Source organism: Mesorhizobium sp. M0207, assembly GCF_040321995.1.
Lineage (GTDB): Bacteria > Pseudomonadota > Alphaproteobacteria > Rhizobiales > Rhizobiaceae > Mesorhizobium.
Genome location: NZ_JAMYSQ010000001.1, coordinates 211,347 through 232,085, shown reverse-complemented (window position 1 = coordinate 232,085; position 20,739 = coordinate 211,347). Strand labels below are relative to the sequence as shown.

Annotated in this window: 18 protein-coding genes; 5 read left to right on the top strand and 13 right to left on the bottom strand. The window is 64.6% G+C overall.

Annotated features, from left to right (window positions below; all coding sequences use genetic code 11):
* Window positions 1–20 precede the first annotated feature (20 nt).
* The 13 genes from NKJ15_RS01095 to NKJ15_RS01035 form a co-directional block, all read right to left on the bottom strand.
* Window positions 21–416 carry a RidA family protein gene (locus NKJ15_RS01095; RefSeq protein ID WP_352813742.1) on the bottom strand — a complete coding sequence of 132 codons (396 nt, stop codon included), beginning with the start codon at window positions 414–416 and terminating at the stop codon, window positions 21–23.
* A gap of 71 nt (window positions 417–487) precedes the next feature.
* Window positions 488–1,636: an acyl-CoA dehydrogenase family protein gene (locus NKJ15_RS01090; protein ID WP_352813741.1), complete on the bottom strand. Its 1,149-nt coding sequence runs from the start codon at window positions 1,634–1,636 to the stop codon at window positions 488–490.
* A gap of 224 nt (window positions 1,637–1,860) precedes the next feature.
* Entirely contained in the window at window positions 1,861–2,673 is an 813-nt protein-coding gene (locus NKJ15_RS01085; RefSeq protein ID WP_352813739.1) for an enoyl-CoA hydratase family protein, read from the bottom strand.
* Window positions 2,670–3,140, bottom strand: a complete 471-nt coding sequence (locus NKJ15_RS01080; protein ID WP_023676834.1) for a MarR family winged helix-turn-helix transcriptional regulator — start codon at window positions 3,138–3,140, stop codon at window positions 2,670–2,672. Before NKJ15_RS01080 ends, NKJ15_RS01085 begins: the two co-directional genes overlap by 4 nt.
* Window positions 3,134–3,907: an SDR family NAD(P)-dependent oxidoreductase gene (locus tag NKJ15_RS01075; RefSeq protein ID WP_352813737.1), complete on the bottom strand. Its 774-nt coding sequence runs from the start codon at window positions 3,905–3,907 to the stop codon at window positions 3,134–3,136. Before NKJ15_RS01075 ends, NKJ15_RS01080 begins: the two co-directional genes overlap by 7 nt.
* Window positions 3,904–6,198: a bifunctional salicylyl-CoA 5-hydroxylase/oxidoreductase gene (locus NKJ15_RS01070; RefSeq protein WP_352813735.1), complete on the bottom strand. Its 2,295-nt coding sequence runs from the start codon at window positions 6,196–6,198 to the stop codon at window positions 3,904–3,906. Before NKJ15_RS01070 ends, NKJ15_RS01075 begins: the two co-directional genes overlap by 4 nt.
* A 143-nt stretch (window positions 6,199–6,341) precedes the next feature.
* Window positions 6,342–6,941 (bottom strand): VOC family protein, encoded by a 600-nt coding sequence (locus NKJ15_RS01065; protein ID WP_352470010.1) that lies wholly within the window; start codon window positions 6,939–6,941, stop codon window positions 6,342–6,344.
* Window positions 6,942–7,021: 80 nt separating this feature from the next.
* Window positions 7,022–7,852, bottom strand: a complete 831-nt coding sequence (locus NKJ15_RS01060) for an ATP-binding cassette domain-containing protein (protein ID WP_352448550.1) — start codon at window positions 7,850–7,852, stop codon at window positions 7,022–7,024.
* On the bottom strand, window positions 7,845–8,735 hold the full coding sequence (locus NKJ15_RS01055; RefSeq protein WP_352767129.1) for an ABC transporter ATP-binding protein: 891 nt from the start codon (window positions 8,733–8,735) through the stop codon (window positions 7,845–7,847). Before NKJ15_RS01055 ends, NKJ15_RS01060 begins: the two co-directional genes overlap by 8 nt.
* Window positions 8,732–9,580, bottom strand: coding sequence for an ABC transporter permease (locus NKJ15_RS01050; RefSeq protein ID WP_352540476.1), 849 nt, complete (start codon window positions 9,578–9,580; stop codon window positions 8,732–8,734). Before NKJ15_RS01050 ends, NKJ15_RS01055 begins: the two co-directional genes overlap by 4 nt.
* Window positions 9,573–10,580, bottom strand: a complete 1,008-nt coding sequence (locus NKJ15_RS01045; RefSeq protein WP_352540477.1) for an ABC transporter permease — start codon at window positions 10,578–10,580, stop codon at window positions 9,573–9,575. Before NKJ15_RS01045 ends, NKJ15_RS01050 begins: the two co-directional genes overlap by 8 nt.
* Before the next feature lie 64 nt (window positions 10,581–10,644).
* A complete protein-coding gene (locus tag NKJ15_RS01040) occupies window positions 10,645–12,171 on the bottom strand; it encodes an ABC transporter substrate-binding protein (protein ID WP_352813732.1) in 1,527 nt (508 codons plus the stop codon).
* 107 nt (window positions 12,172–12,278) lie between these two features.
* Complete coding sequence (locus NKJ15_RS01035; protein ID WP_352540479.1) at window positions 12,279–13,853, bottom strand: phytoene desaturase family protein; 1,575 nt, start codon at window positions 13,851–13,853, stop codon at window positions 12,279–12,281.
* Between the two features lie 117 nt (window positions 13,854–13,970).
* Between NKJ15_RS01035 and NKJ15_RS01030 the strand changes: the two genes are divergently transcribed.
* The 5 genes from NKJ15_RS01030 to NKJ15_RS01010 all read left to right on the top strand — a co-directional run bounded on the left by NKJ15_RS01030 (window position 13,971) and on the right by NKJ15_RS01010 (window position 20,722).
* Window positions 13,971–14,762, top strand: a complete 792-nt coding sequence (locus NKJ15_RS01030; RefSeq protein ID WP_352540480.1) for a cyclase family protein — start codon at window positions 13,971–13,973, stop codon at window positions 14,760–14,762.
* Between the two features lie 131 nt (window positions 14,763–14,893).
* Window positions 14,894–16,465 (top strand): phytoene desaturase family protein, encoded by a 1,572-nt coding sequence (locus NKJ15_RS01025; protein WP_352813730.1) that lies wholly within the window; start codon window positions 14,894–14,896, stop codon window positions 16,463–16,465.
* Window positions 16,465–16,944, top strand: a complete 480-nt coding sequence (locus NKJ15_RS01020) for a MarR family winged helix-turn-helix transcriptional regulator (protein ID WP_352455076.1) — start codon at window positions 16,465–16,467, stop codon at window positions 16,942–16,944. The genes NKJ15_RS01025 and NKJ15_RS01020 overlap by 1 nt, the downstream gene beginning before the upstream one ends.
* A 42-nt stretch (window positions 16,945–16,986) precedes the next feature.
* Entirely contained in the window at window positions 16,987–19,140 is a 2,154-nt protein-coding gene (locus NKJ15_RS01015; RefSeq protein WP_352813728.1) for a thiamine pyrophosphate-dependent enzyme, read from the top strand.
* The gene (locus tag NKJ15_RS01010; RefSeq protein WP_352813727.1) at window positions 19,133–20,722 is read left to right on the top strand and encodes an indolepyruvate oxidoreductase subunit beta family protein; all 1,590 of its coding nucleotides are present in this window, start codon (window positions 19,133–19,135) and stop codon (window positions 20,720–20,722) included. Before NKJ15_RS01015 ends, NKJ15_RS01010 begins: the two co-directional genes overlap by 8 nt.
* Window positions 20,723–20,739 lie beyond the last annotated feature (17 nt).

Sequence of the window (20,739 nt, the reverse complement as noted above, 5' to 3'; positions counted from 1 at the left end):
AAAATTGCCGCGTGTTGCCGTCACTCCGGAATAACCGCTGTGGCCTGGATCTCAACCTTGGCGCGATCCTCGACCAGCGCCATCACCTGCATGGCGGCCATCGCCGGAAAATGCCGGCCGATCACCTCGCGATAGACCTCGCCGATCCCCTTGAGATTGGCCAAATATTCCGCCTTGTCGGTAAAGTACCAGGTCATCGAGGTGATATGTTGCGGCTTGGCGTCGGCCTCGGCGAGCACAGCAACAATATTGGCCAGCGTCTGCCGCACCTGGCCGACAAGATCATCGGTCTCGAAGAGGCCCTGTCCGTTCCAGCCGACCTGCCCGCCGACGAAGACAAGCTGCCCACGCGCGGCGACGCCATTGGCGTAGCCGACGGGTTTCGCCCAGCCTTCCGGCTGCAGGATGGTGTGCATGTCAAAACCTCCCAATGCTCAAATCCGGTCGCTCAAAACTCGAAGACAATAATTTCACGCAAACTCCCGTCTCAGGCCGCTCCCATCACTTGCCGTGCAATCACCACCTTCTGCACATCGGACGCTCCCTCGTAGATGCGCAGCGCCCGGATCTCGCGATACAGGCTTTCGACGATATGGCCCTTGCGGACGCCGTCGCCGCCATGCAGCTGCACAGCCCTGTCGATCACCTCCTGCGCTTTGTCGGTAGCGAACAGCTTGGCCATGGCGGCTTCGCGGGTAACCCGAGCCGCGCCCATGTCCTTGGTCCAGGCGGCACGATAGACCAGCAACGCGGCGGCATCGACATCCAGCGCCATGTCGGCGATGTGGCCCTGCACCATCTGCAGCTCGGCCATCGGCGCACCGAACAGCCTGCGCTCGGCCACTCTTGTGATGCTTTCGTCCAGCGCGCGCCGGGCAAAGCCGAGCGCCGCTGCGCCGACGGTCGAACGGAACACGTCGAGCACGGACATGGCGATGCGAAAACCGTCCCCGGGTCTGCCGATCAGCGCCGAGGCTGGAATGCGTGCATTGTCGAAGGACAGCCGGGCGAGCGGGTGCGGCGCAATCACCTCCAGCCGCTCGGCAACGATCAGCCTCTCGGTTTCGGAAGGCACGACAAAGGCGGAAAGCCCCTTGGCGCCGGGCGCCTCGCCGGTACGGGCAAAGACAACATAAAAGTCAGCGATACCGCCGTTGGAGATCCAGGTCTTTTCGCCGGATAGGAGATAGCTGTCGCCGTCACGCGCGGCGGTCATTTCCATATTGGCGACGTCCGAGCCCGAGCGCGGCTCCGACAGCGCGAAAGCCGAAATCGCCTTGCCGGCCCGTGTCTTCGCCAGCCAGCTCTGCTGGTCGGGCGAGCCGAACAGGCTGAGCGCGCCAGTGCCGAGCCCTTGCATGGCGAAGGCGAAATCGGCCAGCCCATCATGCCGGGCCAGCGTCTCGCGCGTGAGGCAGAGCGTGCGCACGTCGAGTGCTGCAGGGTTGTCGGTGTCGAGGGCCGTCGGCTTCAGCCAGCCGTCCTTACCGAGCTTGGCCACCAGCTCGCGGCAGGCGGCGTCGACATCGTCATGCGCGACCGGCAGGTTCTTGGCGCACCATGCCTCCAGCCGCTCCGCCAGATCGCGGTGGCGATCCTCGAAGAACGGCCAGGAGAGGAAGGAACGGTCAGGCATTGCTGCCTCCACAATTCTCCGGCCCTGGCGCTCCACGGCGCCCCCCTCTGTCCTGCTGGACATCTCCCCCTCTAGGGGGGAGATTCGCGGCTTCGCTGCCACGGCTCTCCCTGCGATGTTGGAGATTGGCGAAAGCGGGCCTGATATCCAATCTCCCCCCTTGAGGGGGAGATGGCCGGCAGGCCAGAGGGGGGTGCTGTCCCGCCAGCGTGGAAGCGATCATCTCAATTTCCCTCGAACACCGGCTTCTCCTTAGCCACGAAAGCCGTGTACGCCCGCTCGAAATCGCGGGTCTGCATGCAGATCGCCTGCGCCTGTGCTTCCGCTTCGATCGCCTGGTCGAGACCCATCGACCATTCCTGGTTCAGCTGCGTCTTGGTCATGCCATGGGCGAAGGTCGGGCCGGAAACGATGCGCGCGGCCATGTCGAGCGCGTCGGCCTCAAGCGTTGCGGCATCGACCAGCCGGTTGTAGAAGCCCCAGCGCTCGCCTTCCTCGGCACTCATCGTGCGGCCGGTATAGAGCAGCTCGGCGGCGCGGCCCTGGCCAATGATGCGCGGCAGGATCGCGCAGGCCCCCATGTCGCAGCCGGCAAGGCCGACGCGGGTGAACAGGAATGCTGTCTTGGCCTGGGGCGTGGCGATGCGGATATCGGAGGCCATGGCGATAATCGCGCCGGCGCCGACCGCCACGCCATCGACCGCCGCAATAATCGGCTTGCCGCAATTCAGCATCGCCTTGACGAAATCGCCCGTCATGCGGGTGAAGGCGAGCAGCGCCTTCATGTCCATCTTGACCAGTGGGCCGATGATTTCGTGGACATCGCCGCCCGAGCAGAAATTGCCGCCATTGGGCAGGACCACCACAGCATCGACATCATCGGCGTAGACAAGGTCGCGAAATATGTCGCGCAATTCGGCATAACGGTCGAAAGTCAGCGGGTTCTTGCGCTCCGGTCGATCGAGCCGGATCTTTGCGATCTTGCCTTCGACCTGCCAGTGGAAATGCTTCGGCTTGCGGCCGGCCAGCTTCGTCATTCCCGTCCCTCCCAATTGCTGCGGAAGGAGGTCAGCATGCCGGTCAGCCGGCGCGCCTCATCCTCGCTCACATTGCCCAGCAACTCGCCGACCCATTTCTCATGCGCGGCGGCGATCACGGCGAAAATCTTCGATCCCTCTTCCGTCAGCCGCACCATCGAGGTGCGGCGGTCGCCATTGCGTCGGGCCCGCATCACCAACCCTTCCGAGACCAGCCGGTCGATGATGCCGGTGACATTGCCGTTGGACACCAGCAGGAAGCGCGAAAGATCGCTCATCAGCATGCCCTCCGGCGCGCGGTAGAGCGCGGCCATCACGTCGAAGCGCGGCAGCGTTGTGTTGAACTCTTGCCGCAGTCGTTCGCGCAGCTCGGCCTCGATGGTGCGCGAGGCGCGCAGCAGGCGTATCCACAGCCGCAGGCGGTCCTTGCCGGGTCCGGACGGGGCGGGCAGGGGACCGGCTACCATGTCTCACCTCCGGAGATCGAAATCGTCTGTCCGGTAATCGACCGGGCGGCGTCGCCACACAGATAAAGTACCGCGGCCGCAATTTCTTCCGGCTGGATGAAGCGGCCTTGCGGGTTGGTCGCGGCTAGGCTCGTCCGTGCCTGCTCGGACGAGCGGCCGGTCGTTTGGACGATGCGTTGGACGGTGCTCTCCAGCATCTCGGTTTCGACAAACCCTGGGCACACGGCATTCACTGTTATGCCGGACTTGGCGGTCTCGACGGCGAGTGCCCGCATCAGGCCGACGACGCCATGCTTGGCGGCAACGTACGCTGCGACATAGGGATAGCCTTTCAGTCCGGCGGTGGAAGCGACGAAGATGATACGGCCAGTCTTGCGCACTGCCATGCCGGCCAACGCCGGCTTCACCGTCAGGAACGCACCGGTCAAGTTGACGTCGAGCGTGCGCTGCCAGTCTGCCAGCGAGGTCCGCTGCGCCGGGGCACTGCCGGACATGCCGGCATTGGCAACGACGATGTCGAACGCTCCGCGTGCCGCTTCCGCGGCCTCGTAGAGCGACGCCATCGACGTCTCGTCGGTGACGTCGGCGGCAATGGCGAAGATGGACTTGTTCTCCGCGGCAACCTCGGCAAGCGGCTCCACGCGCCGGCCGCAGATGGTCACGTCAATGCCCGCGCCGGCCAGCGCCAGCGCGATCGCGCGGCCGACGCCGGAGCCGCCGCCGGTGACCAGCGCATGACGCCGCGAAATCGTCGCCGCGGCACTCATATTTTCAAGCCCGCTGCCGCTTCGCGTTCGGCCAGCCGGTAGAGCTGGTCGCGGCCGGGCAGATAGGGATCCGGCCATTTGACGCCGCGATCGCCAAGCGTGACGGCCGCGTGCAGCGTCCAATACGGATCGGCAAGATGCGGCCTAGCCAGTGCGACGAGATCGGCGCGGCCCGCCATCAGGATCGAGTTGACGTGGTCCGGCTCATAGATATTGCCGACCGCCATCGTCGCCATGCCGACCTCGTTGCGGATGCGATCGGAAAACGGCGTCTGGAACATGCGGCCATAGACCGGTCTTGCCACGGCCGACGTCTGGCCGGCCGATACGTCGCAGATGTCTACGCCGGCCTCATGCAGCAGCCGCGCGATCTCTACGGCATCGGCCGGCGTCACGCCTTCGATGCCCAGCCAGTCATTGGCGGAGATGCGCATCGAGATCGGCTTCTCGGCCGGCCACGCGGCGCGCACCGCATGAAAGATTTCCAAGGGGTAGCGCATGCGGTTTTCCAGCGAGCCGCCATAGGAGTCGGTGCGCCGGTTGGTCAAGGGCGTGATGAAGGAGGACAGGAGATAGCCGTGCGCGGCGTGGATTTCGAGCATGTCGAAGCCGCAGCGCGCCGCCATCTCGGCCGAAGCGACAAACTGGTCGCGCACCATATCCATGTCGGCGCGGTCCATCGCCTTCGGCACCTGGTTTTCCCGCGACCACGGCACGGAAGATGCTGCCATGACGGGCCAATTGCCTGAGGGCAGCGGCACGTCGGTTCCCTGCCAGCCGAGCCTGGTCGACCCCTTTGCACCGGAATGGCCGATCTGGGCGCAGATCTTGGCCTCGGTTTCGGCATGGACGAACTCGACCAGCCGCTTCCAGGCGACCTCATGCTCGGGCGCATAGAAACCGGGGCAGCCAGGCGTGATGCGGCCCTCCGCGCTGACGCACGTCATCTCGATGTAGAGGAGACCGGCGCCGCCCTTGGCCCGTTCGGCGTAATGGGCGAAATGCCAATCGGTCGGACAGCCGTCGACCGCTTTGTACTGCGCCATCGGTGAGACGACGACGCGGTTCTGCAGCCCCATGCCGCGCAGCCGGAACGGCGCGAACATCGGCGCGCGACGCAGATTGTTGCCCCCGGCGCCGGCCTGGCGCTGGAACCACTCCTCGGCGCCGGCCAGCCATTCGGCATCGCGCAGCCGTAAATTCTCGTGACTGATGCGTTGCGAACGCGTCAGCAGCGAATAGTTGAACTGCACCGGATCGAGGCCGAGATAGCGCTCGACCTCCTCGAACCATTCGAGCGAATTGCGCGCCGCCGACTGCAGCTTCAGCACTTCGGTGCGGCGGGCGTCCTCATATTTGCTAAAGGCGGCCTCGAGGTCTGGCTCGGACTCGACATAGTCGGCCAGCGCCACCGCGCTTTCCAGCGCCAGCTTGGTGCCGGAACCGATCGAGAAATGCGCGCTCGCCGCCGCGTCGCCCATCAGCGCCAGGTTCTTGTAGGACCAGCGTTCGCACAAGACGCGCGGGAAATTGATCCACGCCGAGCCGCGGATATGATTGGCGTTGGTCATCAGCGCGTGGCCGCCGAGATGACGGGCAAAGATGCGCTCGCAGACGGCAATCGATTCCTGCTGCGACATCGCGCCGAAGCCGAAGCGCTGCCAGGTCTGCTCGCTGCATTCGACGATGAAGGTCGCGGTATCGCTGTCGAACTGGTAGGCATGCGCCCACACCCAGCCATGCTCGGTCTTTTCGAAGATGAAGGTGAAGGCGTCGTCGAATTTCTGGTGGGTGCCGAGCCAGACGAACTTGCATCTACGAATGTCGATATCGGGCTTGAACACGTCGACGAAGGCGCCCCGCGCTTTCGAGTTCAACCCGTCGGCGGCGACAACCAGCTCGTGCGTCTCCATATATGGCTTGGGATCGGCGATGTCGGTTTCGAAGACCAGCTTGACGCCGAGTTCGCGCGCCCGCCGCTGCAGCAACGTGAGCAGCCGCTTGCGGCCAATGCCGCAAAAGCCGTGACCGGTCGAGACCGTGCGCACGCCGTCATGGATGACGGCGATATCGTCCCAATAGGCGAAATGCTTGCGGATCCAGACGGCGCTGACCGGGTCGTTTTTGGTCAGGTTCTCCAGCGTTTCGGCCGACAGCACGACGCCCCAGCCAAACGTATCATCGGCACGGTTGCGCTCGAACACCGTGACCTCATGCGCGGCATCCCTGAGCTTCAGCGAGATGGCAAAGTAGAGCCCGGCTGGTCCGCCGCCGAGAACCGCAACTTTCATCGTGCGATCTCCTCTTCGCTTCTGTTTGTCGAGTTTACGCCTGAGACGGATTAATTCAAGCTTGAAGTTTCAGGATTGAAACAATCCGTTCCAGAAACCCAGCTTGCCGGCAGTCGGCTTGCGCAGGCCAGGGACGCCCCGGGCTATTTTTCCGGGTTCTTCGGGCTCCACAGCACCGTCTCCGCATCTTTTTCATAGGCCATGCCATTGGGATAGCTGATCGCTTCCAACTGCAAGCCCCAGGGCGCCTGGAAGTAGAGGATGGTCTGGCCGGCGGCCGGGCCTTCGGTAACCGGCAGCGGTCCCATCCGCGTCTTGACGCCCTTGCCGTCAAGATAAGCTTTTGCGGCGGCGATGTCGTCGACATAGAAGGCGATATGGAAGCCGCCTATGTCGCTGTTGCGAGGCGTCAGGTCCTTCTGGTCCGGCGCGGTGTATTTGAACAGCTCGATGTTCGACCCGTGTCCGCAGCGGACCAGGATGATCTCCTCAATCACCGCCTTGGGATCGACGCCCAGCAGATCTTGCATGAATGTGCCCTTGTCGTCGGCGAACGGGCCGAACGACATCGCCTTCTTGCAGCCAACCACCTCGGTGAAGAAATCGACCGCCTGCTCCATGTCGGGGACGGTGACGCCGGTGTGGTCGTGGCCACGCATGCCGGGAATGGAACTGGCGTAAGCCGTGCCGATGCCTCCCAGCACGGTGGCGGTGAGCACTGCGTAGCGGATTGCATTCTTCATGTCAGTCATCCTCCATCGCGGGACATTTTGCCGGGTGCACGCCTGAGGCCCGCTCTTTAGCGTGCGAATAGGATTGTGTTTCATGCCGGCGCCTTTGCGGCGGGAAGTAGCCAGGCATCATCGATCTCGGGCAGCGGAATGGCGGCGAGGAGATCGCGCGTGTAGCCCTGCTGCGGCTGCTCGAACAAAGCGTCGGTCGCACTGGCTTCGACGATCGCGCCTTCGCGCATGACGATCACTTGCCGGCAGAGCCGCCGGATCACCGACAGGTCATGGCTGATGAAGGCAACGGTCAGGCCCATTTCGGCGGCGAGTTTTTCCAGCAGCGTCAGGATCTGTGCCTGCGTCGACACGTCGAGGCCTGAGACGATTTCGTCGGCCAGCACGAATTTCGGCGACAGCGCCAGCGCGCGGGCAATGCCGACGCGCTGGCGCTGGCCGCCCGACAATTCATGACGATAGCGGCTGGCGAAGCCTTGCGGCAGGCCGACGCGCTGCAACGCCTCCGCGACACGATCCCTGAGATTGTCGCCAAGCCCGTTCTGCTTGAGCGGTGCTGCGATGATGCTGAAGATGGTGCGGCGCGGGTTGAGCGACGACATCGGATCCTGGAAGATCATCTGCAGATTGCGGCGCAGCGGCCGGAGCTCGGCCTCAGGCAGGTGTGTGATGTCGCGGCCGTCGAAGATGACCTTGCCGGCGCTCGGCTCCAGAAGCCGCACTAAGGCGCGGCCAAGCGTCGATTTGCCGGAGCCGGATTCGCCGACGATGCCGGTCACCGATCCCTTTGGCAGGTCGAAATCCAGCCCTTTCAGGATCTCGGCCAAGGGCGCGCGGCCGATCAGCGGCTTGCGCGTCATGTCGGGCAGCGCGACCTTCAGCCCACGCACGGAAAACAGCGGCTCAGCCATGCGGGCGCCTCCAGGCCTGATCGGCGGCGGCGATCTCCGCGGCTAGCCCGGCCAGTACCGCCTCGTCCACGGGTTTCAGCGAAGCGAAGGGATCGGTGTAGCGCGGAGTCGCGGCCATCAGCGCTCGCGTGTAGGGGTGCTGCGGGGCAGCGAAGAGAGCGGCCGTTTCGGCCTCCTCCACCACCTTGCCGGCATAGAGCACCGAGACCTTCTGGCTGATCTTGGCGACGACGCCGAGATCATGGGTAACGAACAGGATCGCCGTGCCGTGCTCGCGCTGCAGCTGCGCGATCAGCCGCAGGATCTGCTTCTGCACCGTCACGTCGAGCGCCGTGGTCGGCTCGTCGGCGACGATCAGCCTTGGTTCGGCCGCAAACGCCGCGGCGATCAGCACGCGCTGGCGCATGCCGCCGGACAGCTCGTGCGGATAGCATTTGAGGACACGCTCGGGGTCGCGGATCTGCACCTCGTCCAGCAATCGGCGGATGCGTGCATCGGCCTTCTCGCCGCTCCAGCCGAGGATGCGCACCAGCCGGTCGGTCATCTGCGGGCCGATGCGGCGTGACGGGTTGAGCGCGGTAAGCGGATCCTGCGGGATCAGCGCCGTGCGCGCGCCGATCAGCGTGCGCCTTGCCTTTGGCTGAAGCTTGCCGAGGTCCTCGCCCTCGAGCAGCATATCGCCTTCGACGATGCGCACGCTCGAAGGCAGGACGCCAAGCACCGCCTTGCCGATCATCGTCTTGCCGGCGCCGCTCTCGCCGACCAGCGCGCGCACCTCGCCGGGCTCGACGGCGAGCGACACCGAGCGCAGCACGCGCAAGCCATTAGGCAGCACCGCGCTAAGGCTGCGTATGTCGAGGCAGGGTTTCGCCTGCGCGTTCATCGCAGCACCGGATCGAAACGTGCCCTGAGGCCCTCGCCAAACTGGCTGAACGACAGCACCGTCAGGATCAGGGTGACCAGCGGGAACACCAGCACCCACCAGGCCTGATGGATCGACAGGCGACCCTCGGCGATGATGCCGCCCCAGGTCGGGTCGTCGGTCGAGATCGACAGATTGACGAAGGACAGGATCGCCTCGACGATGACGGCAATGCCCATCTCCAGCGACAGCAGCGCGACGATCGACGGCACCACATTGGGCAGCACTTCGCGCAGCATGATGCCGATGCGGCCGTAGCCTGCGATGCGGGCGTTCTCGACATAGTCCATGCGCGACTGGCCCATCGTCTCGGCGCGGATCACCCGGCAGAAGCGCGTCCAGTCGATGACGGCAATGGCAATGATAACCGAGCTCAAGCCGGTGCCGAGCACGGCGACCAGAAGGATGGCAAACAGCACCGGCGGAAACGCCATCCAGACATCGACGATACGTGAGATGATGCGGTCGGCCCAGCCGCCGAAATAGCCGGCGATCAGGCCGAGCGTCGAGCCGACCAGGCAGGCGGCAAAGGCTGCCGCGAAGGCGACGATGAAGGCGATACGGGCACCGAAGATCAGCCGTGACAGAAGATCGCGGCCGAGGCTGTCGGTGCCGAGCCAGTAGCCGGGCTCGGCGCCATCAATCCAGAAAGGCGGCAGCCGCTCCAGCATCAAATCCTGCGCCAGCGGGTCCTGCGGTGCGACCAACGGCGCAAAAATCGCGGCCAGCAGCGCAATCAGCAGCCAGCCGCCGGCCAGCCACAGGCGTGCCCGCGAGCCATGTCTCGAAATGCGGGCCTCATCCATGGCGCAGCCTCGGATTGAGCAGGGCGTACATCATGTCGACGGCAAGGTTGATCAGCACGAACAGCAGCGCGAAGACCAGCACGATGCCCTGGATCAGCGGCAGGTCGCGGTTGATGACGGCATCGATCGCCATGTTGCCGAGACCTTCATAGGAAAACAGTCGTTCGACGATGACCGTGCCGCCGATGAGAAAGGTGAACTGCACGCCGACCAGCGTCAGCGTCGGCAGGGCCGCGTTCTTCAGCGCCTCGCGCAGGATGACCTGCGTTTCCGAAAAGCCCTTTACCCGCGCCAGCACGACGTAGTCGAGGTCGAGCACTTCCTTCAGCGACTGTTTCAGCAGCTGCGAGATGATCGCGGCCAGCGGCAGCGCCAGCGCAATCGCCGGCATCAGCATGTGTGCCAGCAGGTCCCTGGTCAGGTCGAAGCGCAGCCGGACGATGCTTTCGAACAGATAGAATTGCGTGGCGAAGGGCAGGTCGAGCTGCGGCGACACCCGGCCAGAAATGTCGAAGATGGGCACCAGCACGCCAAACAGAAGGATCAGCACCAGGCCCCACAGGAAATCGGGAATCGAGAGTGCCGCACCGCTGGCAATGTCGATGCCGGCTTCGACCGCGGTGCCGCGTTCGCGCGCGCCGAGGATCGCCGTCGTGCCGCCGATCGCCAGCGCCATCACAAGCGCGACGATCGCGAGTTCCAGCGTCGCCGGCAGGCGGTTGAAGACCAGGCCCAGAACATCCTGCCGGAGCGAAATCGAAGTGCCGAAATCGCCCCTGACGACACCTGCCAGCCAGATGAAAAATTGCTGGACGATGGTCTTGTCCAGCCCGTAAAGCGCGCGCAGACGCGCGATGTCGGCATCGGTTGCACCGGGCGGCAGCATCATCGCGATCGGATCGCCTGGCGCGACACGGATGACGACGAAGACGACGACGGCCACGCCGAACAGCGTGATCGCCATCGTCAGAAGACGGATCAGGAATCTTTGCAGCAGCATGGTCGCCCGTGGCGGAAAATGCGCGCCGTCATTCCGGACGGCGCGCGACAAGCCGAAGACTGTCTCAGGCCGGGCTCATCAGCGCCGGCAGAAGTGCGCCCGACACATGCTGCACGACATTGACGCCCTTGGCATGCACGATCGGCTGCGCATACTGGATCAGCGGCAGCACATAGGCCTGTTCGGCGATATATTTGTCGACGGCCTTCCAGCCGGCAATGCGCTTGGCCTCGTCCTTCTCGCCCCATAGCGGGTTGATCATGTCGATCAGGTCCTGGCTGTCCCACACCGAGTGCGGGCTCGGGCCATACATGGCAAAGCCGGTCGACGTGGTGGGATCGCCGATGGCATTGCCCCAATTGTAGAAGGCCGCCGGCGCCAGCTTGTCGGCGGCGCGCAGCTCGTAGTGCTTGGCGATCTCGTAGACCTCGATGGTCGCCTCGATGCCGACCTTGCGCCACATGCCGACGATCGCCTGGATCATCTCGTAGTCCTTGGGCTTGAAGCCCTTGGTCGTCTGTATCGTGAACTTGACCGGCTTTTCCGGCGAATAGCCGGAGGCGGCCAGCAGTTCCTTGGCCTTGTCCGGATTGTGCTCCATCTTGATCGACGCATCGTAGGCCGCGTATTCCGGCGTCTCCAGCGTATCGATGGGCTGGCCGTAACCGCGCAGCAGCCGGTCGACCAAAAGCCTTTTGTCGACCGCCATCACCGCCGCCTGGCGCACGTTCTTGTCCAGCATCACGTCGATGTCGTTGAAGAAGATCATGCCGATGTCGGAAACGTTCTTGCATGAGCCGGCAAGTCCATCCTTGGCGATCAGGCGGTCATACTCCTCATAGGGGATTTCCAGCGTCACCTGCGAGGAACCGGACTCGATCTCGGCGACGCGGCTCGCCGCATCGGTAACGAACTTGATGGTTACGTTCTCGAAGGCCGGCTTGCCGCCCCAGTAGTTCGGGTTGGCCTTGAGCCGCAGGAAGGCGTTGCGCTCGAATTTGTCGACCATGTAGGGCCCGGTGCCGATCGGGGCTTTCTCAAAACCCTCGGCGCCGACCTTTTCGTAATAGGCCTTCGGCATGATGTAGCCGGTCAGGAACGACATCCACTTGAAATACACCGGGTCGAATTGCACGACGTCGCCGGTGATCTTGTTGCCGTCGATCTTGAAGTTGTTGACGTTCTTCCAGACGAACTGGATCGGGTTGCCGGTTTTTTCATCGCCCGCCCGCTGCAGCGACCAGACCACGTCTTCGGCCGTGAATGGCGAGCCGTCATGCCAGGTGACGCCCTCGCGCACCGTCATCATGATCTTGCTGCGACCCTCGTTCCAGCCCCATTCGGTGAGCAGGCCGGGCGCGAAAGAAAGATCCGGCTTCTGCGGGATGAACTGGTCGAACACCGACTGGTACAGACCCTGGATGGTCGGGTTGACCGCTGAAGGCCCGGTGGTCGGGTCCCAGGACGGCAAATTGACATTGTAGGCGATGGTCAGTTCGCCGGCAGCCCTGGCGATTTGCGGCAGGCCGAGCGCCGTGGCGCCAAGTGCGGCCGCGCCATATCCGAGCAATTCTCGTCTGTTGATTGTCATGGTCGTTCCCCTGTTGCTTTTATGCGCGGTGTCGTTGTCAATCGGTGGGTTCAGGCTCCTTGGGCAACCGCGCCTTGTCCTCCTTCACCCTAGATGAAAAATGGAGCCTACCTCCCGCCAAGTTGTTGCGCGAGCATGAAGCCCGACGCCGCCCCGGTGCCGGCGCCGGGCCATGTTGCCGCCCCGGTCAGGTGCAGATTGCCGACCGGCGTGTTCCAGCCAGCGTAACCGCGCGCCGGCCGGAACAGGAAATTCTGCGCCAGATGATGGCTGCCGCAGATCTGGTCGCCGCCGACAAGGTTCGGGTTCTCGCGTTCGAGGTCGATGGGCGAGAACACGGCGCGGCCGAGGATCTTCCGACGAAGGCCGGGCGCATAGCGCTCGATAATGTCGAGGACGCGCTCGGCGTAGTGCTCCCTAGCCTCGTCCCAGTGAGCCACCGCGATCGTGCCCGCCGCATCGCCTGCAATCTCGGCTGGCAGCATGCGCACCTGCACCCAAAGTACGTGCTTGCCGTCCGGCGCGCGCGAGGGATCGACGGCCGTCGGCTGGCCGACGACCAGCACCGGTTCGTCCGGCAGCACCCCTGACATCGCCTGCTGATAGGTCCAGGACATGGCATCGAGCGACGGCGACAGATGCACATAGGCGAACTGCCGAAGCTCGGCACCGGCGCGCCAGTCCGGCAGGTCGTCGAGCGCCAGATGGATCATCAACGTCCCTGGCGCGTGGCGGAATTTTTTCACGGCCGTGTCGAAGCCGGTGTCGCCGGATCCGTTAGGCAACAGTTTCCCGGTCAGCGCCTTGGGCGCGACACCGGCGATGACGGCCTTGGTGGCGGTGTGGGTCTCGCCGGAAGTGAGCCGCACGCCGGTCGCTTTGCCGGCCGAAACCGTGATCTCGGCGACATCAGCCCCAGTGACGATCTTGCCGCCGGCGGCCGTGAGCATGCCCGACAAAGCGCGGATAATCGTGTCGGCGCCGCCTCTGCCGAGCACCATGCCGAAGCACTGGTTGGCCATGGATTCGAGGTAAGGGAACACCGCGCCGCCGGCGATGTCAGGCGCGAAATCGAGATGCATGCCCCAGGTGGCCAGCGTCGCCCTGACATGCGGTGACTCGAAAGTATCCTCGAGCCAGGCGCGGGGTGACGAAAGCAGCAACCGACCTGTATCGAGCGCGCCGGCAAAACCCTTCTTGCGCCAGAGGTTCCAGGCGGTGCCGGCGAGCGCACGGCCGCTCATCGGCGAGCCCAGCAGCCGGAACAGATGCTCGGCCTCCGCCGGGAATGCCGCAACCAGACGGCGCCATGTCTGTGCGTCGGCGTCCGAAAAAGCGGCCATGCGCGAGGCGGTCACTTCCAGGTCGCTGCTGACGCCGAACCAGCGACCGTCGGGGAAGGCGCTGGCAAAACAGTCGGCCACCGGCACGAATTCCAGCCCGTGGGTTTTCAATTCATTTGCATATTTCTTGTGAAAGGCCGAGCCGGCGAACAGGCTGAGATTCATCGCGCCGAAATCGTGCCGGAAGCCCGGAAGCGTCAATTCGCGCGTCTGAACGGCGCCGCCGATCGTTGCATTACGCTCGAAAACTGCGGTTTTCCAGCCTTTGAGCGCCAGATGCGCGGCGCATGCCAGACTGTTGTGGCCTGCCCCGACAAATATGGCGTCGAACTCGCTCACGCCCCGTCCCATTTCCTTTATGCTTAAAGATAATTGCAGATGCATATGTTTTCGTCTAGTAGGATATTAAGGGCCGCGAGAGCCTTCAGCACCGTCGAGAAAGAGGGAACAGAGACCATGGACACACAACAACTTTTAGGCGAAGTCGCCGGCCAGCTGCTTTCAGGCGCCATTCAGGTGGTCGACCTGACGGCGCCGCTCGGGCCCGACACACCGCTGATCAAGCTGCCGCCGGAACTGGCGGTCGACACGCCGAAGATCGAGATCCACGCCATCTCCGCCTATGACAAGAACGGTCCGTGGTGGGCGTGGAACTGGCTCAAGCTCGGGGAGCATTCGGGCACGCATTTCGACGCGCCCAACCACTGGATCACCGGCAAGGATTATCCGGACGGCGCCACCGACACCATTCCGGCGCAGAACTTCGTCGGACCCGTCAACGTCATCGACTGTTCCAAGCAAGCGGCAGCCGATCACGATTTCCTGCTCACCGTCGATCACATCAAGGCATGGGAAGCCGAACATGGCGCTATCAACCCCGGCGAGTGGGTGGTGATGCGCACCGACTGGTATAAGCGCAACGGCTCGGAAGCCGAGTTCCTCAACGCCAATGAGACCGGACCGCACACGCCTGGCCCGACCGCCGAAGCCATCCAGTATCTGATTAGCAAGGACATCAAGGGCTGGGGCAGCGAGACGATCGGCACGGATGCTGGAAAAGCAGGGGGAATGGAGCCGCCGTTCCCGGCGCATAGCCTGATGCACAAGGCTAACCGCTACGGTCTCGCCAGCCTTTGCAACCTCGACCGGCTGCCGCCGAAAGGCGCGATCCTGATCGCGGCGCCGCTCAAGATCGAGCACGGCACCGGCAGCCCGATCCGCGCGTTGGCGTTGGTGCCAAGGCAATAGGGTAGCTGCGGTCTTCGGGAGAAGATCATGTGCGGAAGTGGCACTGTGGTGACGGAGTGGGAGCGGCAGCCTTGCAAAGCTGCGGCTCTACGGCGCCGTAGAGCGCCAATCTCTGCTAGGAGCACGCATCGATGAGCGCTCCCGATCACATCGTCGTCGGCAGCGGCATCAACGCGCTGGTCTGCTCGGCGATGCTTGGCGGCAAGGGGGCGAAGGTGCTGGTGCTCGAGCGCAACGACCGCATCGGCGGCTGCATGCGCACCGAAGAAATCACCGCGCCCGGCTTCATCCACGACGTGATGGCGACGACCTTTGTCCTGTTCATCACCTCGCCGGCCTATGCGGCGCTGGGCAAGGATCTGGCGCGGCACGGCCTGGAGTTTTGCAACACCTCCACGCCGACCGGTGTGCTGCGCCCGGACGGCAGCCATGCCGTCCTGCGCACCGATCGTACCGCCAATGTAGCGGCGATCAATGCGCTTGCCGCGGGCGACGGCGACCGGCACGCAAACGATGTCGGCGAGATCGAGCGCAACGCCGGTCTGCTGTTCGGACTGCTCGGTGGCAGCCTGTGGTCCTACCCGACGGCCAGGCTGCTGGCGGGTGAAGCCTGGCGGCGCGGCCCGCGTGGCCTTGCCGCCTTTCTCGGCAGCGCGCTGGTGCCGGCGCGCGGTTGGCTGGAAAGCACCTACCAGTCGGAAACGATGCGCGCGCTGTGGGCGCCCTGGGTGCTGCATGCCGGCCTCGGGCCTGAGGACGCGTTCTCCGGCCAGATCGCCAAGGTCATCGCCTTCGCGCTTGAGGCGGCCGGCGCGCCGATCGTCAAGGGCGGTGCCAGGAATCTGCTGGCCGCCTTCGAGGCCCTGATCAGGGAACGTGGCGGCGAAATCCGCACCGGCGCCGACGTCGCGGCTATTGTCCAAAGCGGAGGCCGCGCCGCCGGCGTGCGGCTGGCTTCGGGCGAAACGATCAACGTGAACAAGAGCGTCATCTGCTCGGTCACGCCGACCCAGCTCTACGAGCGGCTGCTCGGCGACGCGGCGCCGAAAGCAGACGTCGAGGCAGCGCAAAAATACCGCTACGGCAAGGGCAATTTCCAGATCCACTATGCCTTGGACAAGCCGCCGGCATGGCGCGGCGAGGGCCTGGACAAGGTCGCGCTGCTGCATCTGACGCCGGGGCTCGACGGCGTCTCGAAGGCCTGCAACGAAGCCGTGCGCGGCATGCTGCCGGAGGTGCCGACCATGTGCATCGGCCAGCCGCACGCGCTAGACCCATCGCGCTGCCCGGACGGCAAGGCGGTCCTGTGGCTGCAACTGCCCGAGGCGCCACGGCATATCAAGGGCGATGCCGCCGGCAAACTGCAAACACCGGCAGACGGTCGCTGGACCGAGGCGCTGCGCGAAGCCTATGCCGACCGCGCCGAAGCGATCCTTGCCAGCCATATCGATGGGTTCAAGGACAGCGTCATCGCACGCCGCGCCTGTTCGCCGGCCGACCTGGAAGCGATGAACATCAATCTGGTCGGCGGCGACCCCTATGGCGGTTCCTCGGCTATCGACCAGTCGTTTCTGTGGCGGCCGTTCAAGACGAGCCGCAATCACGCCACCGGGGTCAGGGGTCTCTACCACATCGGTGCCTCGACCCATCCGGGTGCTGGCTTGGGCGGCGGCTCCGGCTTTCTCCTGGCGGGGAGGCTGTGATGGAACAGAAGGTTGAAAAGCGCCAGCGCATCTCGACTTTGGGCCAGATCGGCCTGCAGCAATTCGCGCCCTATCTGATGAACCGCATCATGGGCCGCTACAACGCCACCTTGCGTGACAATTTCCGCAAGCAGGGCCTGACCATTCCGCAGGTGCGTACGCTGGCCGTGTTGTCGGTCACCGATGGCGTCACCGTCAACGATCTCTCGGTCTATACCGTCATCGAGCAGTCGACCTTGAGCCGCACGCTCGACACGCTGGAGGGGCAAGGGTTTGTGCGGCGCGAGCAGGGGGTCACCGACAGCCGTATCCGCCATGTGTTCCTGACCGACGATGGCCGCGCCGAGTTCGCGCGCGCCTGGCCGGCCATGCACGACGCTTTCGAGGCAATGTTCGACGATGTCGACGATGCCGAATACGCGGCGCTGATCGCGACATTGCAGAAGATGCTGAAGAACATTCGCAAGCACGACATCTGATCTTACGCGCCGCCATCGGGGCGGTAACGGAAGGAGCCCAAAATGGCCGAACGGTCTTTTGCCAAGGAAGTCGAAAAGCTCAGGCTCGGCGCCGGCGAGGAGTTTTCCGGCGAAGGCATTCTCGCCATCACCAAGGCGCTGCTGCAATGCGGCGTCGGCTATGTCGGCGGCTATCAGGGCGCGCCGATCAGCCATTTGATGGACGTGCTGGCCGACGGGCAGGATATCCTGGGCGAGCTCGGCGTGCATTTCGAGGCGAGCGCCTCGGAAGCGACCGCCACCGCCATGCTTGCCGCATCGGTGCATTATCCTATCCGCGGCGCGGCGACCTTCAAGTCGACGGTCGGCACCAATGTCGCCTCCGACGCGCTCGCCAATCTCGCTTCCGGCGGCGTCACCGGCGGTGCATTGATCATCGTCGGCGAGGATTACGGCGAAGGCTCCTCGATCATGCAGGAGCGCAGCCACGCCTTTGCCATGAAGAGCCAGGTCTGGCTGCTCGACCCGCGACCGAACCTGCCGTCGATCGTCAAGGCGGTGGAGGACGGCTTCGAGCTGTCCGAGGTTTCCAACACGCCGGTCATGCTGCAGGTCCGTATTCGCTGCTGCCATGTCCACGGCCATTTCATCGCCAAGGACAACAAGCGCCCGGCGATGACTGTGGCCGATGCGCTCGAGGCGCCGCGCCGCGACACCGGCCGCATCGTGCTGCCGCCGGCGTCCTTCCTGCACGAAAAGGAAAAGGTGCAGAAACGCTGGCCGGCGGCGGTGGATTTCATCCGCGCCAACAAGATCAACGAGTTTTTCGGCCCGGAGCACGGCTCGGTCGGCATCGTCATGCAGGGCGGCATGTACAATTCGGTCATTCGGGCGCTGCAGCGGCTCGGCCTCGCCGACACTTATGGTGACACCGACGTACCGCTCTATGTGCTCAACGCCGTCTACCCGCTGGTCGATGACGAATTCCTGTCCTTCTGCGAAGGCAAGGACGCCGTTCTCGCCGTCGAGGAAGGCCAGCCCAACTACATCGAACAGGCCTTTGCCGCGATGCTGCACAAGGCCGGCCGCGGCACCAGGCTCGTCGGCAAGGAACATCTGCCTATGGCCGGCGAATATACCGGCCAGGTGATGCTCGACGGCATCGGATCGTTCCTGCGTGCCACCATCCCGCATCTGCTGCCAAGCGAGGTCCGCGCGCCGAACAAGATCGGCGACGGGCTCGACACCGCCGACCTGATCAACGTCGTCCCGGGCCGGCCGCCCGGCTTCTGCGTCGGCTGCCCGGAGCGGCCGATCTTCGCCGCCACCAAGCTGGTCGAGCAGGAGCTGGGCAAGCACCACATCGCCTCCGACATTGGCTGCCATCTGTTCTCGATCATGCCGCCTTTCGAGCTAGGTGCCACTACCATGGGCTACGGGCTGGGGCCGGCCTCGGCTTCGGCGTTCAATTCGCCCGATGCCAAGCGCCGCTCGATCTCCTTCGTCGGCGACGGCGGCTTCTGGCACAACGGCCTGACCTCCTCGGTCGGCAATGCCGTGTTCAACAAGAATGACGGCGTCATCGTCATCGTCGACAATTTCTATTCGGCCGCGACCGGAGGGCAGGACATCCTGTCGTCCCGCGCCGGCAACAAGACCAAGTCGACCAAGCACCCGATCACCGAGGCGGTGAAGGGCATGGGCGTCAAATGGCTGCGCCACATCGACCGCACCTACGACGTAACCAGAATGCAAGACACGCTGCGCGAGGCGCTGACGACGGACGAGAAGGGCCCGAAAGTCATTGTCGCCTCGTCCGAATGCATGCTCAACCGGCAGCGCCGCGAAAAGCCGCTGGTCGACAAGGCGATCAAGGGCGGGACGCGCATAGTCAAGCCGAAATTCGGTGTCGACGAAGATATCTGCACCGGCGACCATGCCTGCATGCGGCTGTCCGGCTGTCCGTCGCTTTCGGTGAAGTCGCTCGACGATCCGTTGCGCGACGATCCGGTGGCGCATATCGACCAAAGCTGCGTCGGTTGCGGCAATTGCGGCGAGGTCGCCGATGCGGCGGTACTCTGCCCGTCCTTCTACCGCGCCGATGTCGTCCACAATCCGAGCCGCTGGGACCGTTTCCTTGAAGCCGCGCGTCGCGCCATGATCGGTCTCTTGCAGCGGCGCCGTGAAAACCGGCGCCTGACATTCGCCGATGCTTGACGCCGTGCCCTCATCGCGCTCGAAAGCCGGCGCCCCCGAAGACGAGCGCGTCATCAAGCTTGCCGTGCTGGCGGTCGGCGGCCAGGGCGGTGGCGTGCTGGCCGACTGGATCACCGACGTCGCCGAGCGCAACGGCTACGTCGCGCAATCGACCTCCGTTGCCGGCGTTGCCCAGCGCACCGGCGCCACCATCTATTATGTCGAAATGTGCCGCGACACCGGCCGCCTGCCGGTCTTCGCGCTGTCGCCGTCGCAGGGCGACGTCGACATCCTGATTGCCGCCGAACTGATGGAGGCCGGCCGCGCCATCATCCGCGGCTTCGTCACGCCCGAGCGCACCACGCTGATCGCCTCGTCGCACCGCATCGCCGCGGTCTCGGAGAAGATCGAGCCCGGCGACGGCCGCGCCTCGTCCTCCAAGGTGCATGCCACGGCGGAAGCCGCGGCCAAGCGCTTCATTGCCTTCGACATGGAGAAGATCGCCGCCGACAATGGCTCGATGATCTCGGCCAGCCTGCTCGGCGCGCTGGCCGGCTCCGACGCCTTGCCGTTCAGTCGCGAAAGCTATGAGCAGGCGGTCAGTGCCGGCGGCCGTGGTGTCAAGGCCAGCCTAGCCGCCTTCGGCGCCGCCTACGATCGGGCGCGCGGCATCGCGAGTGCGCCTTCGGGCGACAAGACTGCAGGGCCGGCGGCCGCCGAAACCGGCTTAGCCGCGACGACAAAAGTCAGCGGTCCGGAAAGCCTGTTAAAAGGCTGGCAATCGCTGGCCGCCCGGGTCGATGCTTTGCCGGCTCCGGTCCGCGACATGGCGCTTCGCGGCCTGAAAAAAGTGCTTGACTATCAGGACGTTGCTTATGGCGGCGAGTATCTCGATAGGCTCGACAAGGCCGTCGCTCTGGACGATGTCGAACACGCCTACGCGCTGTCGATCGCCGCCGCCAAGCATCTGGCCAACGCCATGTGCTACGACGACATGATCCGCGTCGCCGACCTGAAGACGCGCTCTAGCCGCGACCGACGCGTACGCCGCGAGGTCGGCGTCAGGGACGGCTCGGTCCTGCAGGTGACCGAATATTTCCATCCGCGCATCGAGGAATTCTGCGGCACGCTGCCGGCCGGGCTCGGCAGCTACATCGAGGACCGGCCGAAGCTCGCCGCCTTTCTCGACCGCCGCATCAATCGCGGCCGCCGCATCCGAACCGACAGTTTCGCCGGCTTTGCCGGTTTGTGGTTCATCGCCGGCCTGCGCCGCTGGCGCCGCCGCCTGCTGCGCCACAAGGCCGAGACCGCGCATCTCGAGCGCTGGTATGCGCTGGCGCTGGGCCAAGTCGGCCAGGACTACGCGCTTGGTACGGAGATCCTCAACTGCCGCCGGCTGATCAAGGGTTACAGCGACACCCACGCCCGCGCCCAGTCGAAATTCGACCGGGTGCTGTCGGCGCTCGACCAGCTCAAGGGCCGCCCGGACGCCGCAGACTGGATCCGGCGCCTGCGCGAAGCGGCGCTGAAGGACGAAAAGGGCGACATCCTCGACGGCGCGCTGAAGACTGTGGCGTCGCTGGGCGACAATCCGGTGAGCTGAGGCGCTCGTTCAACCCC